The sequence below is a fragment of the Corynebacterium nasorum genome, assembly GCF_022345765.1.
Classification (GTDB): Bacteria; Actinomycetota; Actinomycetes; order Mycobacteriales; family Mycobacteriaceae; genus Corynebacterium; species Corynebacterium kefirresidentii.
On record NZ_JAKRDR010000020.1, the window covers coordinates 1 to 20512 of the forward strand.

Below are 20512 nucleotides of genomic sequence, written 5' to 3' on the forward strand. Positions count from 1 at the left end.
GCCGACGGTGGAGGTTTCTACCATGCCCCACACGTGAACAACGTCGACACCGTAGCGTTCCTCCCACATCTTGATAAGAGTTGGGGGAACGGGGGAGCCGCCGGCATAGATCTCCGTGAGGGTCATGCGCTCCGGCGGGTGGTGCATGTAGTGCACAAAGAGTTGGATCCAGATGGTGGGAACGCCGTGGGCCACGCGCGGAGAAGTAGCGGCAATGGCCTTGGCAAGGGTGGGGGCGGATACGTCGGCGTCGGGAAGCACGAGCGGGGTGCCTGTCATGAAGCAGGTAAAGGGAACGCCCCAGCTCAGCACGTGACAGATGGGGATGCAGCACAGAAAAGTCTCACCGTGGGTGATGCACAGCGAGTCCGAGGAGCGCAGCTGCATGGCCTCCAGATACAGCGAACGGTGCGAATACAGTACGCCCTTGGGGGCACCCGTGGTGCCTGTGGAATAGCACAGTGCCGCGGCCGTGCGCTCATCTAGTTCCGGCCAGTCATAGACGGTGGAGCGGCCATCAATTAAAGCTTCATAGGAATACACTTCAATCCCACGGGGGAAGAGATGGGCAAACTGCTGCGCAGGCTGTGCGCCGGTAATGATGACGCTTTTCACGGAGTCGGTACCCACAAGCACCTTGCCTAGTTGCTGCGCCAGCCGGGGATCGCACACGATGGCAGATATTTCCGCGTGATTAATAATATGGCGAATCTGGTCATTCATCAGCTGCTTATTCAGCGGCGCAAAAATCGCGCCCTTGCAAGCAGTGCCAAACATGACCTCGAGGTGTTCGGCGCAGTTCCACATAAAACTGCCCACCCGCTCATCGCCGGTAATACCCAAATCATCATGAATAGCGTGGGCGAAGGCGGCTGCGCGAGCGGCGATATCGCGGAAGGTAACTTCTTCGGCCGGATCAAATTCAGAGCCGGTGCCCTCACCGTGCCAGGTTGTCACCGTGGTGCTGCCGTGCACCGAGGCGCCGTATTCCAAAATGCGGGTCAGGGAGAGGGGGATATCCATCATCGTGGAAAGCATGCCTCTACTGTAGCGGTGTCATGGTGCGGGCGTTGCGGTCTATGCGTTATACTTGTTCGCGACTGGTAGGAAACCGGAATTTTTAGCTCCCCTTTCCTATGGATTCGGGCCCAGAGAAGTTTTGCCCGCAGTCGTTTCTTGATTTCTTCCGGTTCGTGCACCCGCTGTGCGAATTCTCCTTGAGAACATGGAAGAGGCCTCATACTTATTGCCCGGCAGGACGCGCATGCGCCTTGGCACGAGGGCGAGAAGTCCTAGAAAAATACACATTGGCTTCCAGTGCAACGCCGTGAGCCTAGGCTACGGCGGCTCCCGCATCATCGGACCTGGTCAAGCAACGAAAGGATATCCGTGAGCGAAACGGACAACACCGCAGCACAGGATCTTGCATCCCTGAAGCTGCCGGAATTGCGCAAAATGGCCGCAGAGCGCGGCCTACGTGGTGTCTCTGCCCTGCGCAAGGGGGATCTCATCACCGCCATCAAGACTGGTCAAGTTCCGCCAAAGGCCAAGGCCAAGGTGGAAAAGGCCGCTCGGGTAGAAAAGGCGGAAAAGGCAGAGAAATCTGATAAACCAGAAAAGCCACGCGCGCAGGCGCAGGACGATGCGCCGCAGAAGGCGGAAAAGCAGGAAGAATCCGGCGAGAAGCAGGATAACCGCCAGCAGAACTCTGGCGACGAGCAGCGCTATGAGTCGCGTTCTCAGGCACGCCGCGCTCGCCGCAATCGCGCCCGCCGGCAGGAACGTCAAGAGCGCGAGGAACGCAGCCACAACGAGGAGCAGGGCGGCAATAAAGACAACCGCGAGAATAACTCCCAGGATGGCTCCGATAATCAGGGCGATAAGAATGACCGCGGCGATAATAAGCAGCGCGGCAATCGCCACGATGACAACAATAATCACGAGCGCGGCAACCGTCGTGGGCGCCGCAATCGCCGCAACCGCCGTGGCCGCGGAAACAATAATGACAATAACGGCGGCAACGATTTGCAGGTCCGCGAGGGCGATGAGCTGCAGGCCGTCGGTGGCATTTTGGACGTGGTAGACAATAACGTCGCCTTCCTGCGCACCACCGGTTACCGCGCCGCGGCTTCCGACGTCTTTGTCAACAACGGCATTGTCCGCCGCCTGGGCCTGCGCTCCGGCGACGCCATTACCGGCCAGGTTAAGGTCTCCGGCCCGACGCATACGCATGGCAACGGTCGTAACCGCCGCAAGTACAACCAGCTGGTTCAGGTCGATACCGTCAATGGCATCGATCCGGAAAACGCAAAGCAGCGTCCGCACTTTAATAAGCTGACCCCGCTGTATCCGAATAAGCGCCTGCGTTTGGAAACGGACCCGAAGATCCTCACCACCCGCGTGATTGACCTCATCATGCCCATTGGTAAGGGCCAGCGCGCGCTTATCGTCTCCCCGCCAAAGGCCGGTAAGACGACGATTTTGCAGAATATCGCCAATGCGATTTCTACCAATAACCCGGAGTGCTACCTCATGGTTGTCCTCGTAGATGAGCGCCCTGAGGAAGTTACGGATATGCAGCGTTCCGTCAACGGTGAGGTTATTGCTTCCACCTTTGATCGCCCGCCATCAGAGCACACCTCCGTAGCCGAGCTGGCTATCGAGCGTGCCAAGCGCCTGGTGGAGCAGGGCAAGGACGTCGTTGTTTTGCTCGACTCCATTACCCGCCTGGGCCGCGCCTACAATAATTCCTCCCCGGCATCCGGCCGCATCCTCTCTGGCGGTGTGGACTCCAACGCGCTCTACCCGCCAAAGCGCTTCCTCGGCGCCGCCCGCAATATCGAAGAGGGCGGCTCGCTGACAATCATCGCCACCGCCATGGTGGAGACCGGTTCTACCGGCGATACCGTCATCTTCGAGGAATTCAAGGGCACCGGCAATGCCGAGCTGAAATTGGACCGTGGCATTTCCGAGCGCCGTGTATTCCCGGCCGTGGACGTTAACCCGTCCGGCACCCGTAAGGATGAATTGCTGCTCGTACCAGAGGAGGCGCGCATCATGACCAAGCTGCGTCGCATCCTTTCTGCCCTGGATTCCCACCAGGCCATTGACCTGCTCATTAAGCAGCTAAAGAAGACCCGCTCCAATGGCGAGTTCTTGATGCAGGTGGCCTCCTCGGCCCCGATGGCTGCGGATAAGGATGAAGAAGATTATGTCTAATCAGGTTTCCCTCGTTGATGACATTGTGTCCGAATACCAGGGCATTGAGATGCAGATGGGCGATCCGGAGGTGGCCGGCGACCAGAAGCAATTCCGCAAGCTCTCCAAGCGCTATGCGGAACTGCGCCCCGTCATCATGGTTAATGATGAATTAACCCAGGCCCGCGAGGATCTCGCGGACGCCAAGGAGATGGCCTACGAGGACCATGACTTCCAAGAAGAAGCGGACCGCCTCGAAAAGTCCGTGGAGAGCTTGGAAGAAAAGCTCGCTGATCTGCTCGCGCCGCGCGATGAGCAGGACTCCGAGGACATCATTATGGAAATCAAGGCCGGCGCGGGAGGCGAGGAGGCGGCCCTCTTCGCCGGTGACTTGGCCCGGATGTACGAGCGCTACGCGGATAAGACCGGCTTTAACTGGGAGGTCCTGGGCCTCAACGAGTCGGATCTGGGAGGTGTGAAGGATATGACCATTTCCTTCCGCTCCAAGTCTCCTTCGCGCGATGGTGCCTGGTCCGTCTTCAAGTTCGAGGGCGGTGTGCACCGCGTGCAACGTGTCCCGGTCACCGAGTCCCAGGGCCGTATTCAGACTTCTGCCGCCGGCGTGCTGGTCTACCCAGAGCCAGAAGAGGTTGAGTCCGTCAATATTGATGACAAGGATATTCGCGTTGACGTTTACCGTTCTTCGGGTAAGGGCGGCCAGGGCGTGAATACCACCGACTCCGCGGTGCGCATTACCCACCTGCCAACTGGGCTTATCGTTACCTGTCAGAAGGAACGTTCCCAGATTCAGAACAAGGCGCGTGCACTGCAGGTCTTGCAGGCCCGCTTGGACCAGATGGAGCGTGAAGCTCGCGAGGCTGAGGCCGGCGAGCAGCGCGCCTCCCAGGTGCGCACCATGGACCGTTCGGAGCGCATCCGCACCTATAACTGGCCGGAGAATCGCATCACGGATCACCGCATTGGCTACAAGGCTAATAACCTGGACTCTGTTTTGAACGGCGATATGCATGACCTTATTAAGGCCCTGCAGGACCAGGAGCGTGCCGAGCGCCTCGAGGCTGAGGGCTAAACGGGCGTGGATAACACGTATGGACAGGCGCTGCGCCGTGGGGTGCAGCGCCTTCGTGCTGCCGGGGTACCAAGCCCCGAGTGGGATGCGCGCATCATTGCCACGCACCTTATTCATTGCGGCCACATGGATATCCCGCTGGACCAAGCTCCTATGCCCGGTTTCGATATGGCCTATGATGCGCTGCTACGTCGCCGCGAGTCCCGCGAGCCCCTACAGTACGTGCTAGGCAGCGCCTGGTTCGGTCCGCTGGAGCTCAAGGTGGGCCCTGGCGTATTTATCCCGCGGCCGGAAACCGAGGTGTTGGCGGACTGGGCGGTGCGCAATGCGGACGGCCCGCGGCTGGTGGACTTGTGCACTGGCACAGGGGCATTGGCACTATATCTGCACCACTACTTACCTGAGGCGCAGGTGCGGGCAGTTGAGCTTGCCGACGCCGCCTTGGCCTACACCACTGCCAATACCCGCGGCAGCGGGGTAGAGGTCATTCAGGCCGATGCTACGGATGCCACTACCTTGGCGGAGTGGAACGGGACCGTGGACCTCATCGTGACCAATCCGCCGTATGTACCGGAGACGCCGGACCTCGATCCGGAGGTCTACCATGATCCACACGACGCGGTCTTTGCTGGTGCGGATGGGATGGGCGCCATCACCGGCCTCATCCCGACGTTCGCCCGCCTTTTGCGCCCGGGCGGCAAGGTGGCCATTGAGCACGATGACTCCACGAGCGAAGCCGTACAAGCCGCAATGGCCCGCCACGGCGGCTTTGAAAGAATTTCGGCGCTGCAGGACATGACGGGAACGCCCCGCTTTGTCACTGCGGTGCGCGCGGTAGACTAAGACACCACTTAGGGCAAGAAGGGGAAAGACTATGCAAGGAAAGATTTTTAACTGTGCCGATGAGGCCGAGCGCGAAGAGGGCCTGAACATTGCGGTCAAGGCTGCACAATCCGGTCGCCTTGTGGTCATGCCCACCGATACGCTGTATGGCCTTGGCTGCGATGCCTTTGATAATGATGCCGTAGCCAATCTCTTGGCTACCAAGCAGCGCGGTCCGGATATGCCGGTACCGGTTTTGGTTGGTTCCTGGGATACCGTTCGCGGTCTCGTGGCTTCCTATACCGATACTGCGCGTGATTTGGTCGAGGCCTTTTGGCCGGGTGGCCTGTCTATCGTTGTTCCTCAGGCGCCATCCTTGCCGTGGAACCTCGGTGATACCCGCGGCACGGTAATGCTGCGCATGCCGCTGCACCCCATTGCAATTGAGCTTTTGCGCGAGGTTGGTCCGATGGCTGTGTCTTCCGCCAATATTTCTGGCCACCAGCCACCAACCACCGCGCTTATGGCTAAGCAACAGCTGGGTAAAGCCGTGACGGTTTACTTGGATGGGGGAGAGACGGCCGTCGGTAAGCCTTCCACCATCATCGATCTCTCCGGTGAGCGCCCGTATCTACTCCGTGAAGGCGCGCTCACGGCCGAGGAAATCGGCAAGGTTATCGGCCTCGATGCCCAAACCCTGCGCACCCGCCCCCAGGCTTAAGGAGGTATTCGCGTGAGCGGCAGTGGTGTCCCGCTGCGCGAGTTGGCCCTTGTCATCCTCGTCGCAGCAGCATTTACGTATCTGTCCACCGGCGTGGTGCGCTCCTTTTTAGTGCGCACCGGCCGGGTGGCGGAAATTCGCCTGCGCGACGCTCACACGCAGCCCACACCCCGTATGGGCGGCGTGGCCATGTTTACCGGCTTTGCGGCGGCAATATTCCTCGCAGCCCAGCTTCCAGCCTTGACTCGCGGCTTTATGCCCGTCACTCCGGAAATGAATGCGGTGCTATGGGCGGCCTTGGCGCTGGTGCTTGTTGGCGTGGTCGATGACCTAGTAGAACTCAGCGCCGTCGTGAAGCTTTTTGGCCAGCTTTTCGCTGCCACGCTCATGAGTGGGTTGGGTCTTACCTGGACACTACTTTTCATTCCGTTTGGCGGCGGCACCACCGTTGTGCTGGACCAATTGCAAAGCACCCTGCTCACCGCATTCTTTACCGTTTTGCTTATCAATGCCATCAACTTTGTAGACGGGCTTGATGGCCTGGCAGCAGGCCTTGGAATGATTGCAGGAGGGGCAATTTTAGTCTTTTCCTTGACCGTCCTCCATGACCAGGGCGGCGCTGTATCGGCCTATCCGCCAGCCATTATTAGTGCCGCACTGGTGGGAATGTGCGCCGGCTTCTTACCCCATAACTTCGAACCTTCCCGCATTTTTATGGGCGACTCCGGCTCCATGCTTATCGGCCTATTGCTCGCTGCGGCCTCAACTTCTGCGTCCGGCAAGATCAACATGTCTCTGTATGGCACGGTGGATATTGTCGCGTTGATGTCACCCATTATCGTGGTCGCCGCAGCGGTATTTATTCCAGTCCTCGACCTTGTCTGGGCTGTTATTCGCCGCCTATCGCACGGCCGTTCACCGTTTTCTGCGGACAAGGCGCACATTCATCACCGCCTCCTCAAGCTTGGGCATACTCATAGGCGTACCGTGCTAGTGCTCTACTTGTGGGTTTCCGCAGTGGCATTTGGTGCGGTGTCCTTTTCCATCGTTCCCGCGCCGGAGGCCATTGGCGTGACTATTGTGGCCCTGCTTCTCGCGTTTGCAGCTACTCTCGTGCCCTTGCGGCAAGGAAAGATTGGCCCTGCTGCTCGAGAGACCGTCGTGGTGGCGGAAACCGAGCCCTCGTGAGGTAGGCTCGGTCTCCGTGAATGATCCTAAAGTAAACTCTGATTTTGATGATCCGCGTCTGCCCCTCAAACGCGCCGTGCAGCTAGGTGTCAAAGCGTTGCTTGTCATTATGTTGGTATCACTTGCCATTTGGGGGGGATTGAAAGGCCTTCCCGGAATTTGGGGCGTCTTAATTGGTGCAGCTCTAGGCGGAGGATTCGTATTGTGCACGGCTCTTTCAGTCCTATTTACAGCCAAGTCAACCCCCTCGACAACAATTGCAGTGGTGCTCGGTGGGTGGCTGCTTAAGCTAGTTTTGCTCTTGGGGGTTTTGGCAGTAATTAGGGAAATGGATTTCTATGACACGTGGGCCTTGTTTCTTAGCGTAGTTGCAGCTCTTGTTGTAACCCTCGGAACTGAAGTCTGGGGGATAGTTACTTCTAAAGTGACGTACGTGGCTTAATCGGCGTCCAAAGAATGCTGCCAAAAGCTTGGGGCAGCTCAGCATCATGGGGGATACCGAGCAGCTCTATTTCATCTGTTACTTGCGGTTATGAGAGATTTATACCCCCGACGAGGGGCGGGTGAGATGTGGTGTGATGAATTCCACGCTTATGAGTTTGGCCAGCAAATCGCAGGTTTATAGCTTAATTACTTACTTTGGAATTGAAGAGTAGCTTCTATGGGGCCCCCACGTGCAAAAACTCAGGATCCAGCTGATACGATTCACTTCGGGTTACCGTGGAAGTAGGCACGTGCTCTCTTCCGGTATTGGTAAATCCCTGTCTTGTTCATGCTGATGTGCGACGGAGTCCGTGAACAGGACAGAAAGTTTGAGACGTCCATCGCACCACAAAAGCTTTTACAAGCTGTGTGGCCCGAACACGGGAGAGAACGCTGAGCGTTACAACATTGGCTATGAAAGGGCACTTCCACACGCCCGATCTAGGTGAAGAATTCTTCCCGGGGCAAATTGATGCCGACCATCTTTTTTTCGGTGACTTCGCCGGCGGATGGTTCGCGCTTGATCGCCTGATGCTGATTCGAATCTTGATGACGCTAATTGTGGTGATCCTTTTCTGGGCCGCCTTTAAGAACCCTAAGTTGGTTCCTTCTGGCATTCAGAATGTGGGCGAGAATGCGGTCGACTTTGTCCGTATTCATATCGCTGAGGACATTTTGGGTAAGAAGGAGGGAAAGCGATTTCTGCCAATTATCGCTAGCATCTTCTTCGCGGTTCTATTCATGAACGTTGCGACCGTTATTCCGGGGCTTAATGTCTCGCCGAACGGACGTATTGGTATGCCAATTGTCTTGGCCGCGGTTTCGTACATTGTGATGATTTACGCGGGTGCCAAGAGGTATGGCCTTGGTAAGTTCATTCGCTCCTCGGTAGTGATTCCGAACTTGCCACCGCTATTGCATCTTTTGGTGGTACCGATTGAGTTTTTCTCTACGTTCATCTTGCGGCCGGTTACCCTTGCTATTCGTCTCATGGCGAACTTCCTTGCTGGACACATCATTCTGGTTCTTCTCTTCTCTGCTACGAACTTCTTCTTCTGGCAGCTGAATGGTTGGACCGCACTGTCTGGACTAACCATTATTCTGGGCTTGGCTATGAGCCTGTTCGAGATTCTGGTTATCTTCCTACAGGCGTACATCTTCGCTCTTTTGACGGCGGTGTACATTGAGCTGTCCTTGCACGCTGATTCGCACTAAGGACGAGGTCGACGAGCGCGACCGAGTAAACCACCTAATTTAAACCATCGACATTCAGTCTTGAGACAGACTGAAATTCTACGAAAGGGAACGACTTTCACCATGAACGAAATCATTCTGGCAGCGGATGCCGCTTCGAAGTTTGAAGGACTGGGCACCATTGGTTATGGCCTGGCGGCTATCGGTCCAGGCATCGGTATCGGCATCGTTGCCGGCAAGACCGTTGAAGCTATGGCCCGTCAGCCAGAAATGGCTGGTCAGCTGCGTACCACCATGTTCCTGGGTATCGCCTTTACTGAGGCCTTGGCACTTATCGGTCTCGTTGCCGGCTTCCTGTTCTAAGAGCTCGAGTTTTCACACCGAATCTTTTAAGACGGGAGACCAATGAATAACGTCGTTTACTTGCTTGCAGCAGAGGGCGGAGATAACCCAGGTTCGGGTAGTTTCTCTGTTCTTCTGCCCAAGAACTATGACATTTTCTGGTCTTTGCTGTGCTTCATCGTAATTCTGTTGCTGTTCTGGAAGTTTGTAATTCCTATGTACAGCAAGATGTTGGCAGAGCGTGAAGACCGGATCGAGGGCGGCTTGAAGCGTGCCAAGGCTCAGCAGGCCGAGGCCAAGGCTGCTCTGGAAAAGTACAATGCTCAGCTGGCTGATGCCCGTGCAGAGGCAGCCGAGATCCGCGAGCAGGCGCGCGAGCGCGGCAAGCAGATCGAGGCCGAGGCCAAGACCAACGCGGAAGAAGAGTCCCGCCGCATCGTCGCCAACGGCGAGAAGCAGCTGGAGGCTTCCCGTTCGCAGGTTGTTACTGAGCTGCGTTCCGAAATGGGCCAGAACTCCATCAACCTGGCGGAGAAGATTCTGGGCGGCGAGCTTTCCGACGCCTCTAAGAAGTCCTCCACCATTGATGGCTTCTTGTCCGAGCTCGACTCTGTGGCACCGGCCGGAAAGTAGGCAACTATGAAGGCAGCTAGCCGCGAAGCACTCGCAACCTCGCAATCTCGCTTGGATGAAATCCTTGCTGGCGAGAATAACGTCGCCACCGCCGCACAGGCGGGCTTGGACATCTTTGAGGTTGTCGATGTCTTGGATGATGACCGCGAACTGCGCGTTGCATTCACCGATATCGCCGCCCCGAGCGAGGCACGTAAGTCCCTAGCGGAGAACCTTTTTGGCTCCAAGATTTCTGGTGGTGCGCTGCGCATCATTCAGGAAGCTGCGGCCGTACAGTGGTCCACTCCGAAGGACTTTGTCAAGGGATTGGTTTCCTTGGGCCGCCGCGCACTGCTGCGTGGCGCTGAGGCGCAGGGCCAGCTGGGCCAGGTAGAAGACGAACTCTTCCGCCTTTCCCAGATCCTTGACCGCGAGGGCGAGCTCACCCAGCTGCTTTCCGACCGAACTGCTGATTCCGCCCGCAAGCGCGGATTGCTGGCAAACGTGCTCTATGGCAAGGTCACGATGTTTACTGAGGCACTGGTGCTTCAGGCCATCTCCCGCCCAGAGCAGAACCCGATCGATGATGTGGCCGCTTTGGCTGATTCTGCAGCAGACCTGCAGGACCGCACCATTGCGCGTGTTACCGCAGCGGGTGAACTAAACGAAGGCCAGCAAGCAGTACTCGCTGAGAAGCTGGGCAAAATTTATGGTCGTGCGATGTCCATCCACTCTGAGGTTGACACCAGCCTCCTCGGTGGCATGCGCATCCGCGTCGGCGATGAAGTCATTGACGGTTCTACGGCAGGCAAGATTGCTCGCCTGCGTGCCCAGATGGCGTAGCCGAAACGACAGAAACGATTTAAGTAAGTGCTGGAAGATACTACCGAGAGCAGGAAGAACATGGCGGAGCTGACGATCTCCTCCGACGAGATCCGTAGTGCGATTGCGAACTACACCTCGAGCTACTCCGCGGAGGCCTCCCGTGAGGAGGTCGGCGTGGTCATTTCGGCAGCTGACGGTATTGCGCAGGTTTCTGGCCTGCCGTCCGTTATGGCGAATGAGCTGCTCGAGTTCCCAGGCGGCGTGATTGGCGTCGCACAGAACCTTGACACTAACTCCATCGGTGTCGTGGTCCTGGGCAACTTCGAGTCCCTCAAGGAGGGCGACGAGGTTAAGAGGACCGGCGAGGTTCTCTCCATCCCAGTGGGCGAGGAATTCCTCGGCCGCGTAATTAACCCTTTGGGTCAGCCGATTGACGGCATGGGCCCAATCAACGCTGAAGAGGAACGCGTCCTCGAGCTGCAGGCACCGTCCGTGCTGCAGCGCCAGCCGGTTGAAGAGCCAATGCAGACCGGCATCAAGGCTATCGACGCAATGACCCCGATCGGCCGTGGCCAGCGTCAGCTGGTCATCGGTGACCGTAAGACCGGTAAGACCGCGGTGTGCATCGATACCATTTTGAACCAGAAGGCTAACTGGGAGTCCGGCGACAAGGATAAGCAGGTACGCTGCATCTACGTCGCAATTGGCCAGAAGGGCTCGACCATCGCTGGTGTGCGCCGCACCCTTGAGGAGCACGGCGCACTCGATTACACCACCATCGTGGCCGCACCGGCTTCCGATTCCGCCGGCTTCAAGTGGTTGGCACCGTTCTCCGGTGCAGCGCTGGGCCAGCACTGGATGTACCAGGGCAACCACGTCCTGGTTATCTACGATGATCTGACCAAGCAGGCTGAGGCCTACCGTGCCATTTCCTTGCTGCTGCGCCGTCCCCCGGGACGCGAGGCATACCCGGGCGATGTGTTCTACCTGCACTCCCGCCTGCTGGAGCGTGCTGCCAAGCTTTCCGACGACATGGGTGCTGGCTCCATGACCGCACTGCCGATCATCGAGACCAAGGCAAACGACGTCGGCGCCTTCATTCCGACCAACGTCATTTCTATTACTGACGGCCAGGTCTTCCTGGAGTCTGACCTGTTCAACCAGGGTGTTCGTCCGGCTATTAACGTCGGTGTTTCCGTCTCCCGTGTCGGTGGCGCTGCACAGACCAAGGGCATGAAGAAGGTTGCCGGTAACCTGCGTCTGGACCTAGCCTCCTACCGTGATCTGCAGGCCTTCGCGGCATTCGCATCTGACCTGGATGCTGCCTCCAAGGCTCAGCTGGAGCGCGGTTCCCGTCTGGTTGAGCTGCTGAAGCAGTCCGAGTCCTCCCCGCAGCCGGTGGAGTACCAGATGGTATCCATCTACCTCGCCGAGGCTGGCATCTTCGACGTCGTTCCCGTTGAAGACGTCCGCCGCTTCGAGGACGAGGTACACGAATACCTCAACGCCAACACCCCAGAGGTCTTTGAGCAGATTTCCGGCGGCAAGCCGCTAACCGATGAGTCCAAGGACGCATTGGTTGCGGCAGCTAAGGATTTCCAGCCGACCTTCCGCACCTCCGAAGGCCATAACTTGGGCTCTGAGGCACCGGTAGAGCCTTTGGATGAAAGCGACGTAAAGAACACCGAGCTCAACGTCTCCCGCAAGACGGCTAAGTAGAGTTCAGAACTCATAACTAACCGTCTAGATTAAAGAAGGGAGGAGAAACGATGGCTAATCTTCGCGAACTACGTGACCGCATCCGGTCCGTTAATTCGACTAAGAAGATCACCAAGGCCCAGGAGCTTATTGCTACCTCGCGCATTACCAAGGCGCAGGCCAGGGTAGAAGCATCTCAGCCTTATGCGACTGAGATGACCAGCATCATGAATAAGCTGGCTTCCGCCTCTACGTTGGAGCATGACATGCTGCGTGAGCGCGAAGACGGAAACGTCGCAGCCATTCTCGTGGTCACTTCTGACCGCGGTATGTGTGGCGGCTACAACAACAACGTCTTCAAGAAGGCCGCACAGCTGCAAGCTCTCCTGGAAAGCAAGGGCTACGAGGTAGTTCGGTACGTTACCGGCAACAAGGGCATCGGCCACTACAAGTTCCGCGAGGACGAGGTAGTTGGCAGCTGGGGCGGTTTCTCTCAGGACCCAACCTGGGAGGCCACCCACGATGTGCGCCGTCACCTGATTGATGGCTTTATTGCTGGTTCCAACGGCACTACCAAGGGCCGCGACGGCCTGCATGCGCAGGGTGAGGGCGTAGGTGTACGTGGCTTTGACCAGGTACACGTTGTCTACACCGAGTTTGAGTCCATGTTGACCCAGACTGCGCGCGCACAGCAGCTGTTGCCAGTTGAGCCGGTTATTCAGGATGAGGAGTACCACCTCGGTGACTCCGCTCTGTCCGACGCCGAATCTGCGGAGGATGTTGCCGCCGGATTCGAATTCGAGCCGGACGCAGATACGCTGATGGAAGCTCTGCTTCCGCAGTACGTCTCGCGTATCCTGTTTGCTATGTTCTTGGAGGCTTCTGCCTCCGAGTCCGCTGCACGCCGTACAGCTATGAAGTCTGCTACTGACAACGCAACCGAGATGGTCGAAGACCTCTCCCGCGTGGCTAACCAGGCCCGTCAGGCACAGATTACCCAGGAAATTTCAGAGATCGTCGGTGGCGCTGGCGCGCTATCTGACAGCGCAGAAAGTGACTAGATTATGACTACAGCTCTGCAAGAGCAGAATGCACAGTCTTCGGCAGTCGCCGGTCGTGTCGTGCGCGTCATCGGTCCGGTTGTGGACGTGGAGTTCCCACGTGAGGCACTGCCGGCCCTGTACAACGCACTGCACGTCGACATCAAGCTCGAAGCTGTTGCAAAGACCGTCACCCTCGAGGTCGCTCAGCACCTCGGTGACAACCTTGTCCGTACCGTGTCTATGGCACCGACCGACGGCCTCGTCCGCGGTGCCGAGGTCATCGACTCCGGAAAGCCAATTTCCGTGCCGGTCGGCGACGTCGTCAAGGGCCACGTCTTCAACGCCCTCGGTGATTGCCTCGATGAGCCGGGTCTCGGCCGCGATGGCGAGCAGTGGGGAATCCACCGCGAGCCGCCAGCGTTCGACCAGCTCGAGGGTAAGACCGAGATTCTGGAGACCGGCATTAAGGTCATCGACCTGCTGACCCCGTACGTCAAGGGCGGCAAGATCGGCCTGTTCGGCGGTGCAGGTGTGGGTAAGACCGTTCTGATTCAGGAGATGATTACCCGTATCGCCCGCGAGTTCTCCGGTACCTCCGTCTTCGCCGGCGTCGGCGAGCGTACCCGTGAGGGCACCGACCTCTTCCTGGAAATGGAAGAAATGGGCGTGCTGCAAGATACCGCCCTTGTCTTCGGCCAGATGGATGAGCCGCCAGGAGTCCGTATGCGTGTGGCTCTGTCCGGCCTGACCATGGCGGAGTACTTCCGCGATGTGCAGAACCAGGACGTGCTGCTGTTCATTGACAACATCTTCCGTTTCACCCAGGCCGGCTCTGAGGTTTCGACCCTGCTGGGTCGTATGCCTTCCGCCGTGGGCTACCAGCCGACCTTGGCTGATGAGATGGGTGTTTTGCAGGAGCGCATTACCTCGACCAAGGGCCGTTCCATTACGTCCCTGCAGGCCGTTTACGTTCCTGCCGATGACTACACCGACCCGGCTCCGGCTACGACGTTCGCTCACTTGGACGCCACCACCGAGCTGGACCGTGCTATTGCCTCCAAGGGTATTTACCCGGCAGTGAACCCGCTGACTTCTACCTCTCGTATTCTCGAGCCAGGTATCGTCGGCGAGAAGCACTACGAGGTTGCACAGCGCGTCATCGGTATTCTGCAGAAGAACAAGGAACTCCAGGACATCATCGCCATCCTTGGTATGGACGAGCTGTCTGAGGAAGACAAGGTCACCGTTCAGCGTGCCCGTCGTATCGAGCGCTTCTTGGGCCAGAACTTCTTCGTTGCGCAGAAGTTCACCGGCCTGCCGGGCTCCTACGTACCGCTGTCCGAGACCATCGACGCCTTCGAGCGCATCTGCGATGGCGAGTTTGACCACTACCCAGAGCAGGCTTTCAACGGCTTGGGCGGCCTTGACGACGTCGAGGCTGCATACAAGAAGTTGAACGAGAAGTAGGGAGAGGCACATGGCTGACATCACCGCCGAATTGGTTTCCGTCGAGCGCCTGCTGTGGTCTGGACAGGCCTCCATGGTCACGGCTGAGACCACCGAGGGTGAGATCGGCGTGCTTCCCGGTCACGAGCCAATGATCGGTCAGTTGATCGATAATGGCGTGGTGACCATCCACCCAGTGGACGGCGAGCGCCGCGTCGCCGCCGTGCAGGGTGGTTTCCTCTCCGTTACCCAGGACAAGATCACCGTCCTCGCTGATTGGGCCATCTGGTCCGATGAGGTGGATGAGGAGAAGGCTCAGAAGGACTTTGCTTCTGAGCACGAGCTCGCCAAGTCCCGTGGCGAGGCCGCACAGCGTGCTGTCCGCCGCGCCAAGGCTTAGTACCTTGGATTGATAGGAGAGGGCAGCAATAGCCGCCCTTCCTGCTCTCTAAAGGCGCCCCGGTTTAAACCGGGGCGCCTTTTTGCGTTTTCTTTGCCTTTTCTTATTGGCGTATAGGTCCTGCCAAGCGCTACAATTCAAGAATCAGTTTCTCCACAAAGCGAGGATGGCGTGAAGGCCCATGAATTCAACGGTGGTTACAGTGCTTCTGTGGGCCCTTGGCGTGGCCCTATTGCTGGTTATTTTTCTGGCTGCGCTTCGCTTTTTTACCGTGCGTGCCCGCGGCACTGCCGTCTTGCTACGCCGAGTACCCGCTAGAAATTCCCTTTCTTGGCGCCATGGTTCGCTGCGTTATGAAGGCGAATTTGTGGAGTATTTCAAGCTCCGCTCCGTTTCTCCGCGCTGCGATCTGCGTATCAACCGCCTCGACATCGAAGTAGTAAGCACCCGCTCGCTCGATGATGCCGAGGCTTCTTTTATGTCTGCCGCCACCGAGGTTGTTCGCTTTCGGGTCAAGGGCCGGGAATATGAGTTGGCATCTGATGCCCACGGCATTATGGCCTTCGGGGCGTGGGTAGAGGCCGCACCATCCAAACGTCAGCAGCGCTTCGACTTCCGGCAACTTCGCCAGCGCGCTACCCGTCAATCCAAGCGATAAGGTTACCCGCTAGGGTAGAGGGCATGCGTTTAGTAATCGCCCGATGCTCCGTAGATTACGTGGGCCGTTTGGATGCCCACCTTCCCATGGCAGACCGTCTACTCATCGTCAAGGCTGACGGCTCTGTATCCGTGCATGCTGATGACCGCGCGTATAAGCCGCTTAATTGGATGACCCCTCCGTGCACGTTAAAAGAATCCGCCATTGAGGACCTAGACGGTGACGATACCGGCGAGGTTTTGTGGCTGGTGGAAAATCCTAAAGGCGAGCAGTTGCGCATTACAATTGCTGAGATCCATGAGGAAATCTCCTATGACATGGGTGAAGACCCAGGCCTAGTCAAAGACGGCGTGGAGGCTCACTTGCAAGAGCTTTTGGCAGACCAGATCGATACCTTGGGCGATAGCTATACGCTGGTACGCCGCGAATACCCAACGGCGATAGGCCCGGTAGACATTATGGCGAAAGATGAAAACAACAAAAATGTTGCCATCGAGGTGAAGCGCCGTGGTGGGATTGATGGCGTGGAGCAGCTGACGAGGTATCTGGAGTTGCTTAACCGTGATGAGCTTCTGGCCCCAGTATCTGGTGTATTCGCGGCCCAGGAAATCAAACCGCAGGCCCGCACGCTAGCAGAGGACCGAGGCATTCGGTGCGTCGTACTGGACTATCAGGAACTCCGCGGACTTGAGTCGAACGAATTGCGATTGTTCTAATGCCACGGCGGAATAGACGCAAACCGCTCGAGCTTCGATCCTTGCCTAAAGATGGGTCGACTTTTCTCGGCTCGCAGACGGTCGAGGGGCCTAGCTGGACGCACGGCGAACCCTATGTTATGCGGCATATCGGTTCTGCGCGTGCCCAAAAGTACTATGTGTGCCCAGGGTGTAATCAAAATATTCCTCCCGGGGTGGCTCATATCGTGGCGTGGCCGCGCGACGTGGGCCGCCAGGGCGATGATCGTCGGCACTGGCACCGCCACTGCTGGGAGCGTAGGTAGACTAGCGGGCATGATTGTTGCATTCTCTGTAGCCCCTGCAGTAGTTAATAATGATTCCCAAGAAATGGCTGACGCCGTCGCTGAGGCCGTGCGCGTAGTCCGCGAATCCGGCCTTCCTAACGAGACCAATGCCATGTTCACCCTGCTTGAAGGCGAGTGGGACGAGGTCTTTGGAACTATTAAGAAGGCCACTGACGCGGTGCGTGCGGTATCCCCGCGCACATCTTTGGTGGTCAAGGCTGATATTCGCGAGGGCGTAACCAATCAACTGACTGACAAGGTAGATGCGGTTAACCGCCGCCTTGCAAAGGAGGACTAGATGACTTCAGCAAATAATGCTTATGTAGGAGGCGCGCTCGACCTCAGCCAAGTAAAGGCGCGGGCCGAGGCACGGCAGAAGGCACAGGAATCTCCGCAGACCACTGCTGGCGGGATCCAACCCTTCTTCACTGTGACGGAAGCTAACTTCGACCAGGACGTGGTGCGCCGTTCTACGGAAGTTCCGGTGATTGTTCTCATTGGCACCGCCCGTTCCACGCAGTCGGAGCAGCTAAAGACCGACCTACAGGGGTTGGCCGCGCAAGGAAACCGCAGCTTCCTAGTTGCCTACGTGGATGCAGATACTACCCCACAGGTTGCGCAGGCCTTTGGCGTGAAGAACCTCCCCACTGTGGTGGCCCTGGGCGCTGGGCAGCCGCTGACGAATTTCGAGGGTGCACAACCACTAGATGCGCTAAAACAATGGGTAGATGCCTTGGTGCAGAATGTTGGCCCACAGTTGAAGGGCCTACAGAGCGATGCGGGAGAGCCCCAGACCCAAGAGGAAGAAGAGGATCCGCGCCTCCAAGAAGCAGAGGGCTTCTTAAATGCTGGCGATTTTGATGGTGCTCTTAAGGTCTATAACTCCATCTTGGAGGCTGAGCCCGAAAACGTGCAGATTAAGCAGGCCCGCGATACAACCGTACTGCTCAAGCGCCTTGATCCTGCCAACCAGACCGAGGATCCGATTGCGGCTGCGGAAGGGGACAAGGGGGACGTCGATAAGCAGATGCGTGCTGCCGACGCCGAAGTGGTTGCCGGCGCCCCAGAAAAGGCCTTTGATCGCCTCATCGAGACGATGAAGGCAACGGCCGGTGATGAGAAAGCTCGCGTGCGCGAGCGCTTGCTGGAGCTCTTCGGGCTCTTTGAGGGCAATGACCCGCGCGTGATGGAAGCTCGCACCAAGCTGGCGAGTGCCCTGTACTAGCTTGGGTAGGATGGGAAAGCATGACTTCAGTGCTTTTCCTGTGCAATACAAATCGCGGCAAGTCGCAGATGGCTGCGGCGCTTGCCGCCAAGCATGCGCCTGAGTGGGATATTTACTCGGCTGGGGTGCAAACTACCCCGGAACATATCCAGCAGGGCATCAATCAAGAGGCCAAAGCTTCCCTCGCGAAGGTGGGGGCAGAAATGACTGGTACTCCTGCTCTAGTGGATCCCCACCTTGCTGCCGCTGTCGACCACGTCATCGTGGTAGGTGATGCGGAATATGACGGGCCAGCGCAGAGGTGGGCCATCGAGGATCCCTCGTTGCGTGGTCTGGAAGGTGAAGAGCGCATGGATGCGCTTCGCGATGATATCGAAGCGCGCGTGGTGGAGTTCCTACGCACGCAGCGATAGGCGTTTTATTGCTCCAGTACGTACCACTGCACCGAGTTGGCCGGTAGGTGAAGCGTGGCGGAATTATCCGCCACGTGAATATGCTGAGGAAGCGGGTTCCCAGCGCCCTCATAAACGGCATCATCGGTGTTAAGTACCATTTTCCAAGCACCATCACGTGGAACCCAGAGGCCGTAGTTGGGAATGGAAGAACCCGACAGGTTGCACACAGCGAGCAAGGCAGACCCGTCCGCGCCATAGCGGACGTAACCCAGCACGTTATTGTTCGAGTCATCGGCCTTGACCCATTGGAAGCCGTCTTGGCTAAAATCCTGGCTCCACAAAGCTGGGGTGTCGCGGTAAATGAGGTTGATATCGCGCACGAGGCGCTTAATGCCCCGGTGCCACTCATTGCCCCAACCATCGAGGTTGCCCCAATCCACGGAATGCTCCTCGGACCACTCGGTGGTTTGTCCAAATTCCTGGCCCATGAAGAGCAGATTCTTGCCAGGGTGGGAGAACATGTAGCCATACAAAGCGCGCAATCCGGCGGCCTTATTCCAGTCGTCGCCAGGCATGCGCTGCCACAGTGAACCCTTGCCGTGGACTACTTCGTCGTGGCTAAACGGCAACACGTAGCGCTCAGAATAGGCATACACCATGGAGAAGGTGAGCTCGCCATGGTGATAGGAGCGGTGGATGGGCTCGTGCTTGAAGTACTCCAGGGTGTCATTCATCCATCCCATATTCCACTTCAGGGAAAAGCCCAGCCCGTTCTCGGAAGTAGGAGCGGTAACGCCCGGCCAGGAGGTGGATTCCTCGGCGATGGTGAGTACGCCAGGATGGGTGCGGTTGAGGGTGGCGTTGGTTTCCTGCAGGAATTGGACGGCTTCTAAATTCTCGCGCCCGCCAAACTGATTGGGTAGCCATTCATCGCGGGAGTAGTCCAGGTAAAGCATGGAAGCGACGGCGTCTACGCGCAGGCCGTCAATGTGGAATTCTTCAGCCCAATACAGGGCGTTGGCTACGAGGAAATTGCGCACCTCATTGCGGCCAAAGTCAAAAACATAGGTACCCCAGTCGGCTTGCTCGCCGCGGCGGGGATCGGGGTGCTCATAAAGCGCTTGACCATCGAAGCGGCCTAAGGCCCAGTCATCTTTGGGGAAGTGGGCTGGCACCCAGTCCACGATGACCCCGATGCCGTTTTCGTGCAGTGCATTGACTAATGCGCGGAACTCATCCGGCGAGCCCCACCGCGCTGAAGGCGAGTAATAGCCAGAGACTTGGTAGCCCCAAGAGCCGCCGAAGGGGTGCTCGGCCACGGGCAAGAGCTCGACGTGGGTAAAACCATGCTCCTTGAGATAAGGGATGAGCTCCTCGCGAAGTCGGTTATAATTCGCCCCGACCTTCCACGAGCCAACGTGGACCTCATAGATGCTCATCGGGACATCGAGGTTGCCGGTGCGCTTGTCCATCCACGCGGAATCAGACCAGCCGAAGCTGGTGGAATCCACGATCGAGTCCGTTTCCGGCGGACAGGTGGTGCGCTTGGCCAATGGGTCGGCCTTGTCTTGGCGGCCTTCCTGGCTAAAGATGGCGAACTTATAGTGCTCGCCAGCACCGATGCCTGGGACAAAGACCTCCCATACGCCGGTAGAACCGAGCGAACGCATGGGGTACTGGGTAGGATTCCAGCCGCAGAAATCGCCCACGACGGCAACACCTTGGGCATTGGGGGCCCATACGGCAAAGGACACACCGCTTACGGGGCCCATCTCTGTGTCATAAGAGCGTAGGTTGGCGCCGAGGACATCCCAAAGGCGCTCGTGGCGACCTTCGCCGATAAGGTGCAGATCTAGAGAGCCGATGGTGGGCAGGAAATGATATCCGTCTGCCACGGTGCGGGTAGGGGCGCCGGGGTAGGAGATTTCGAGGCGGTAGTCGCAGTTCTCGCCTACTTCCGCTTCCCAGATATCGTCGCCCACCAAATTCATAGACAAGGATTGTGTGGGGGTATGAAGTTGTACCGCGGTGGCACCAGGCTGGCGGGTACGGACGGTACCTTCATGCCAGCCGTAGAATCCGTGTGGGTCATGGTGGCGGCAGTCATTGAGACGAGCGAGGTCAGCGGCCGGGATGTTCATATAATCAGGG

At 57.9% G+C, this 20512-nt stretch carries 22 protein-coding genes; 20 read left to right on the top strand and 2 right to left on the bottom strand.

The annotated features are described in order from the left end of the window. On the bottom strand, positions 1-1038 hold a 1038-nt coding region (locus MHK04_RS10885), incomplete at its 3' end, for an AMP-binding protein (RefSeq protein ID WP_239227073.1). 351 nt (positions 1039-1389) lie between these two features. Here MHK04_RS10885 and rho point away from each other — a divergent pair. From rho to MHK04_RS10985, 20 genes are all read left to right on the top strand, one after another. Further along, entirely contained in the window at positions 1390-3219 is a 1830-nt protein-coding gene (gene rho / locus MHK04_RS10890) for a transcription termination factor Rho (RefSeq protein WP_239208302.1), read from the top strand. Next, positions 3212-4288, top strand: a complete 1077-nt coding sequence (gene prfA / locus MHK04_RS10895) for a peptide chain release factor 1 (protein ID WP_239208303.1) — start codon at positions 3212-3214, stop codon at positions 4286-4288. The genes rho and prfA overlap by 8 nt, the downstream gene beginning before the upstream one ends. A 6-nt stretch (positions 4289-4294) precedes the next feature. Continuing rightward, positions 4295-5131: a peptide chain release factor N(5)-glutamine methyltransferase gene (gene prmC, locus MHK04_RS10900; protein WP_239208304.1), complete on the top strand. Its 837-nt coding sequence runs from the start codon at positions 4295-4297 to the stop codon at positions 5129-5131. Positions 5132-5162: 31 nt separating this feature from the next. Beyond that, the gene (locus tag MHK04_RS10905; protein WP_239205710.1) at positions 5163-5831 is read left to right on the top strand and encodes an L-threonylcarbamoyladenylate synthase; all 669 of its coding nucleotides are present in this window, start codon (positions 5163-5165) and stop codon (positions 5829-5831) included. 12 nt (positions 5832-5843) lie between these two features. After that, positions 5844-7019 (top strand): glycosyltransferase family 4 protein, encoded by a 1176-nt coding sequence (locus tag MHK04_RS10910; protein WP_239208305.1) that lies wholly within the window; start codon positions 5844-5846, stop codon positions 7017-7019. Positions 7020-7035: 16 nt separating this feature from the next. Continuing rightward, positions 7036-7461 (top strand): Cg1360 family ATP-synthase-associated protein, encoded by a 426-nt coding sequence (locus MHK04_RS10915; protein ID WP_023021755.1) that lies wholly within the window; start codon positions 7036-7038, stop codon positions 7459-7461. 455 nt (positions 7462-7916) lie between these two features. Then, positions 7917-8717, top strand: a complete 801-nt coding sequence (gene atpB / locus MHK04_RS10920) for a F0F1 ATP synthase subunit A (protein ID WP_023021754.1) — start codon at positions 7917-7919, stop codon at positions 8715-8717. 102 nt (positions 8718-8819) lie between these two features. Then, positions 8820-9059 (top strand): ATP synthase F0 subunit C, encoded by a 240-nt coding sequence (locus MHK04_RS10925; RefSeq protein WP_023021753.1) that lies wholly within the window; start codon positions 8820-8822, stop codon positions 9057-9059. Positions 9060-9101: 42 nt separating this feature from the next. Next, on the top strand, positions 9102-9671 hold the full coding sequence (locus MHK04_RS10930) for a F0F1 ATP synthase subunit B (protein ID WP_023021752.1): 570 nt from the start codon (positions 9102-9104) through the stop codon (positions 9669-9671). A 6-nt stretch (positions 9672-9677) separates the two neighbouring features. Next, complete coding sequence (locus MHK04_RS10935; RefSeq protein WP_239205708.1) at positions 9678-10493, top strand: F0F1 ATP synthase subunit delta; 816 nt, start codon at positions 9678-9680, stop codon at positions 10491-10493. A gap of 60 nt (positions 10494-10553) precedes the next feature. Continuing rightward, positions 10554-12194, top strand: coding sequence for a F0F1 ATP synthase subunit alpha (gene atpA, locus MHK04_RS10940; protein WP_023021750.1), 1641 nt, complete (start codon positions 10554-10556; stop codon positions 12192-12194). 50 nt (positions 12195-12244) lie between these two features. Continuing rightward, positions 12245-13234, top strand: coding sequence for a F0F1 ATP synthase subunit gamma (locus MHK04_RS10945; protein ID WP_023021749.1), 990 nt, complete (start codon positions 12245-12247; stop codon positions 13232-13234). A 3-nt stretch (positions 13235-13237) separates the two neighbouring features. Next, complete coding sequence (atpD, locus tag MHK04_RS10950) at positions 13238-14683, top strand: F0F1 ATP synthase subunit beta (protein ID WP_049361377.1); 1446 nt, start codon at positions 13238-13240, stop codon at positions 14681-14683. 10 nt (positions 14684-14693) lie between these two features. Beyond that, positions 14694-15062, top strand: a complete 369-nt coding sequence (locus MHK04_RS10955; protein WP_086588747.1) for a F0F1 ATP synthase subunit epsilon — start codon at positions 14694-14696, stop codon at positions 15060-15062. A 181-nt stretch (positions 15063-15243) separates the two neighbouring features. Further along, complete coding sequence (locus MHK04_RS10960; protein WP_023021746.1) at positions 15244-15720, top strand: DUF2550 domain-containing protein; 477 nt, start codon at positions 15244-15246, stop codon at positions 15718-15720. Positions 15721-15743: 23 nt separating this feature from the next. Then, on the top strand, positions 15744-16436 hold the full coding sequence (gene nucS, locus MHK04_RS10965; protein WP_023021745.1) for an endonuclease NucS: 693 nt from the start codon (positions 15744-15746) through the stop codon (positions 16434-16436). Then, positions 16436-16720, top strand: coding sequence for an Rv1322 family protein (locus MHK04_RS10970; RefSeq protein WP_080971253.1), 285 nt, complete (start codon positions 16436-16438; stop codon positions 16718-16720). Before nucS ends, MHK04_RS10970 begins: the two co-directional genes overlap by 1 nt. 10 nt (positions 16721-16730) lie before the next feature. After that, positions 16731-17039 (top strand): thiamine-binding protein, encoded by a 309-nt coding sequence (locus tag MHK04_RS10975; RefSeq protein WP_034656448.1) that lies wholly within the window; start codon positions 16731-16733, stop codon positions 17037-17039. Then, positions 17040-17966 carry a tetratricopeptide repeat protein gene (locus MHK04_RS10980; RefSeq protein ID WP_239208306.1) on the top strand — a complete coding sequence of 309 codons (927 nt, stop codon included), beginning with the start codon at positions 17040-17042 and terminating at the stop codon, positions 17964-17966. 20 nt (positions 17967-17986) lie between these two features. Then, positions 17987-18379 carry an arsenate reductase/protein-tyrosine-phosphatase family protein gene (locus MHK04_RS10985; RefSeq protein WP_023021742.1) on the top strand — a complete coding sequence of 131 codons (393 nt, stop codon included), beginning with the start codon at positions 17987-17989 and terminating at the stop codon, positions 18377-18379. Between the two features lie 5 nt (positions 18380-18384). On the opposite strand, the gene glgB is transcribed toward MHK04_RS10985, so the two are convergent. Next, entirely contained in the window at positions 18385-20502 is a 2118-nt protein-coding gene (gene glgB / locus MHK04_RS10990) for a 1,4-alpha-glucan branching protein GlgB (RefSeq protein ID WP_239205702.1), read from the bottom strand. Positions 20503-20512 lie beyond the last annotated feature (10 nt).

Bases quoted from the DNA above. Each gene is read 5' to 3' on its own strand.
- prfA (WP_239208303.1), top strand. From the start codon at position 3,212: ATGTCTAATCAGGTTTCCCTCGTTGATGACATTGTGTCCGAATACCAG.
- MHK04_RS10905 (WP_239205710.1), top strand. From the start codon at position 5,163: ATGCAAGGAAAGATTTTTAACTGTGCCGATGAGGCCGAGCGCGAAGAG.
- atpB (WP_023021754.1), top strand. From the start codon at position 7,917: ATGAAAGGGCACTTCCACACGCCCGATCTAGGTGAAGAATTCTTCCCG.
- MHK04_RS10925 (WP_023021753.1), top strand. From the start codon at position 8,820: ATGAACGAAATCATTCTGGCAGCGGATGCCGCTTCGAAGTTTGAAGGA.
- MHK04_RS10930 (WP_023021752.1), top strand. From the start codon at position 9,102: ATGAATAACGTCGTTTACTTGCTTGCAGCAGAGGGCGGAGATAACCCA.
- MHK04_RS10935 (WP_239205708.1), top strand. From the start codon at position 9,678: ATGAAGGCAGCTAGCCGCGAAGCACTCGCAACCTCGCAATCTCGCTTG.
- atpA (WP_023021750.1), top strand. From the start codon at position 10,554: ATGGCGGAGCTGACGATCTCCTCCGACGAGATCCGTAGTGCGATTGCG.
- MHK04_RS10945 (WP_023021749.1), top strand. From the start codon at position 12,245: ATGGCTAATCTTCGCGAACTACGTGACCGCATCCGGTCCGTTAATTCG.
- atpD (WP_049361377.1), top strand. From the start codon at position 13,238: ATGACTACAGCTCTGCAAGAGCAGAATGCACAGTCTTCGGCAGTCGCC.
- MHK04_RS10955 (WP_086588747.1), top strand. From the start codon at position 14,694: ATGGCTGACATCACCGCCGAATTGGTTTCCGTCGAGCGCCTGCTGTGG.
- MHK04_RS10960 (WP_023021746.1), top strand. From the start codon at position 15,244: ATGAATTCAACGGTGGTTACAGTGCTTCTGTGGGCCCTTGGCGTGGCC.
- nucS (WP_023021745.1), top strand. From the start codon at position 15,744: ATGCGTTTAGTAATCGCCCGATGCTCCGTAGATTACGTGGGCCGTTTG.
- MHK04_RS10970 (WP_080971253.1), top strand. From the start codon at position 16,436: ATGCCACGGCGGAATAGACGCAAACCGCTCGAGCTTCGATCCTTGCCT.
- MHK04_RS10975 (WP_034656448.1), top strand. From the start codon at position 16,731: ATGATTGTTGCATTCTCTGTAGCCCCTGCAGTAGTTAATAATGATTCC.
- MHK04_RS10980 (WP_239208306.1), top strand. From the start codon at position 17,040: ATGACTTCAGCAAATAATGCTTATGTAGGAGGCGCGCTCGACCTCAGC.
- MHK04_RS10985 (WP_023021742.1), top strand. From the start codon at position 17,987: ATGACTTCAGTGCTTTTCCTGTGCAATACAAATCGCGGCAAGTCGCAG.
- glgB (WP_239205702.1), bottom strand. From the start codon at position 20,502: ATGAACATCCCGGCCGCTGACCTCGCTCGTCTCAATGACTGCCGCCAC.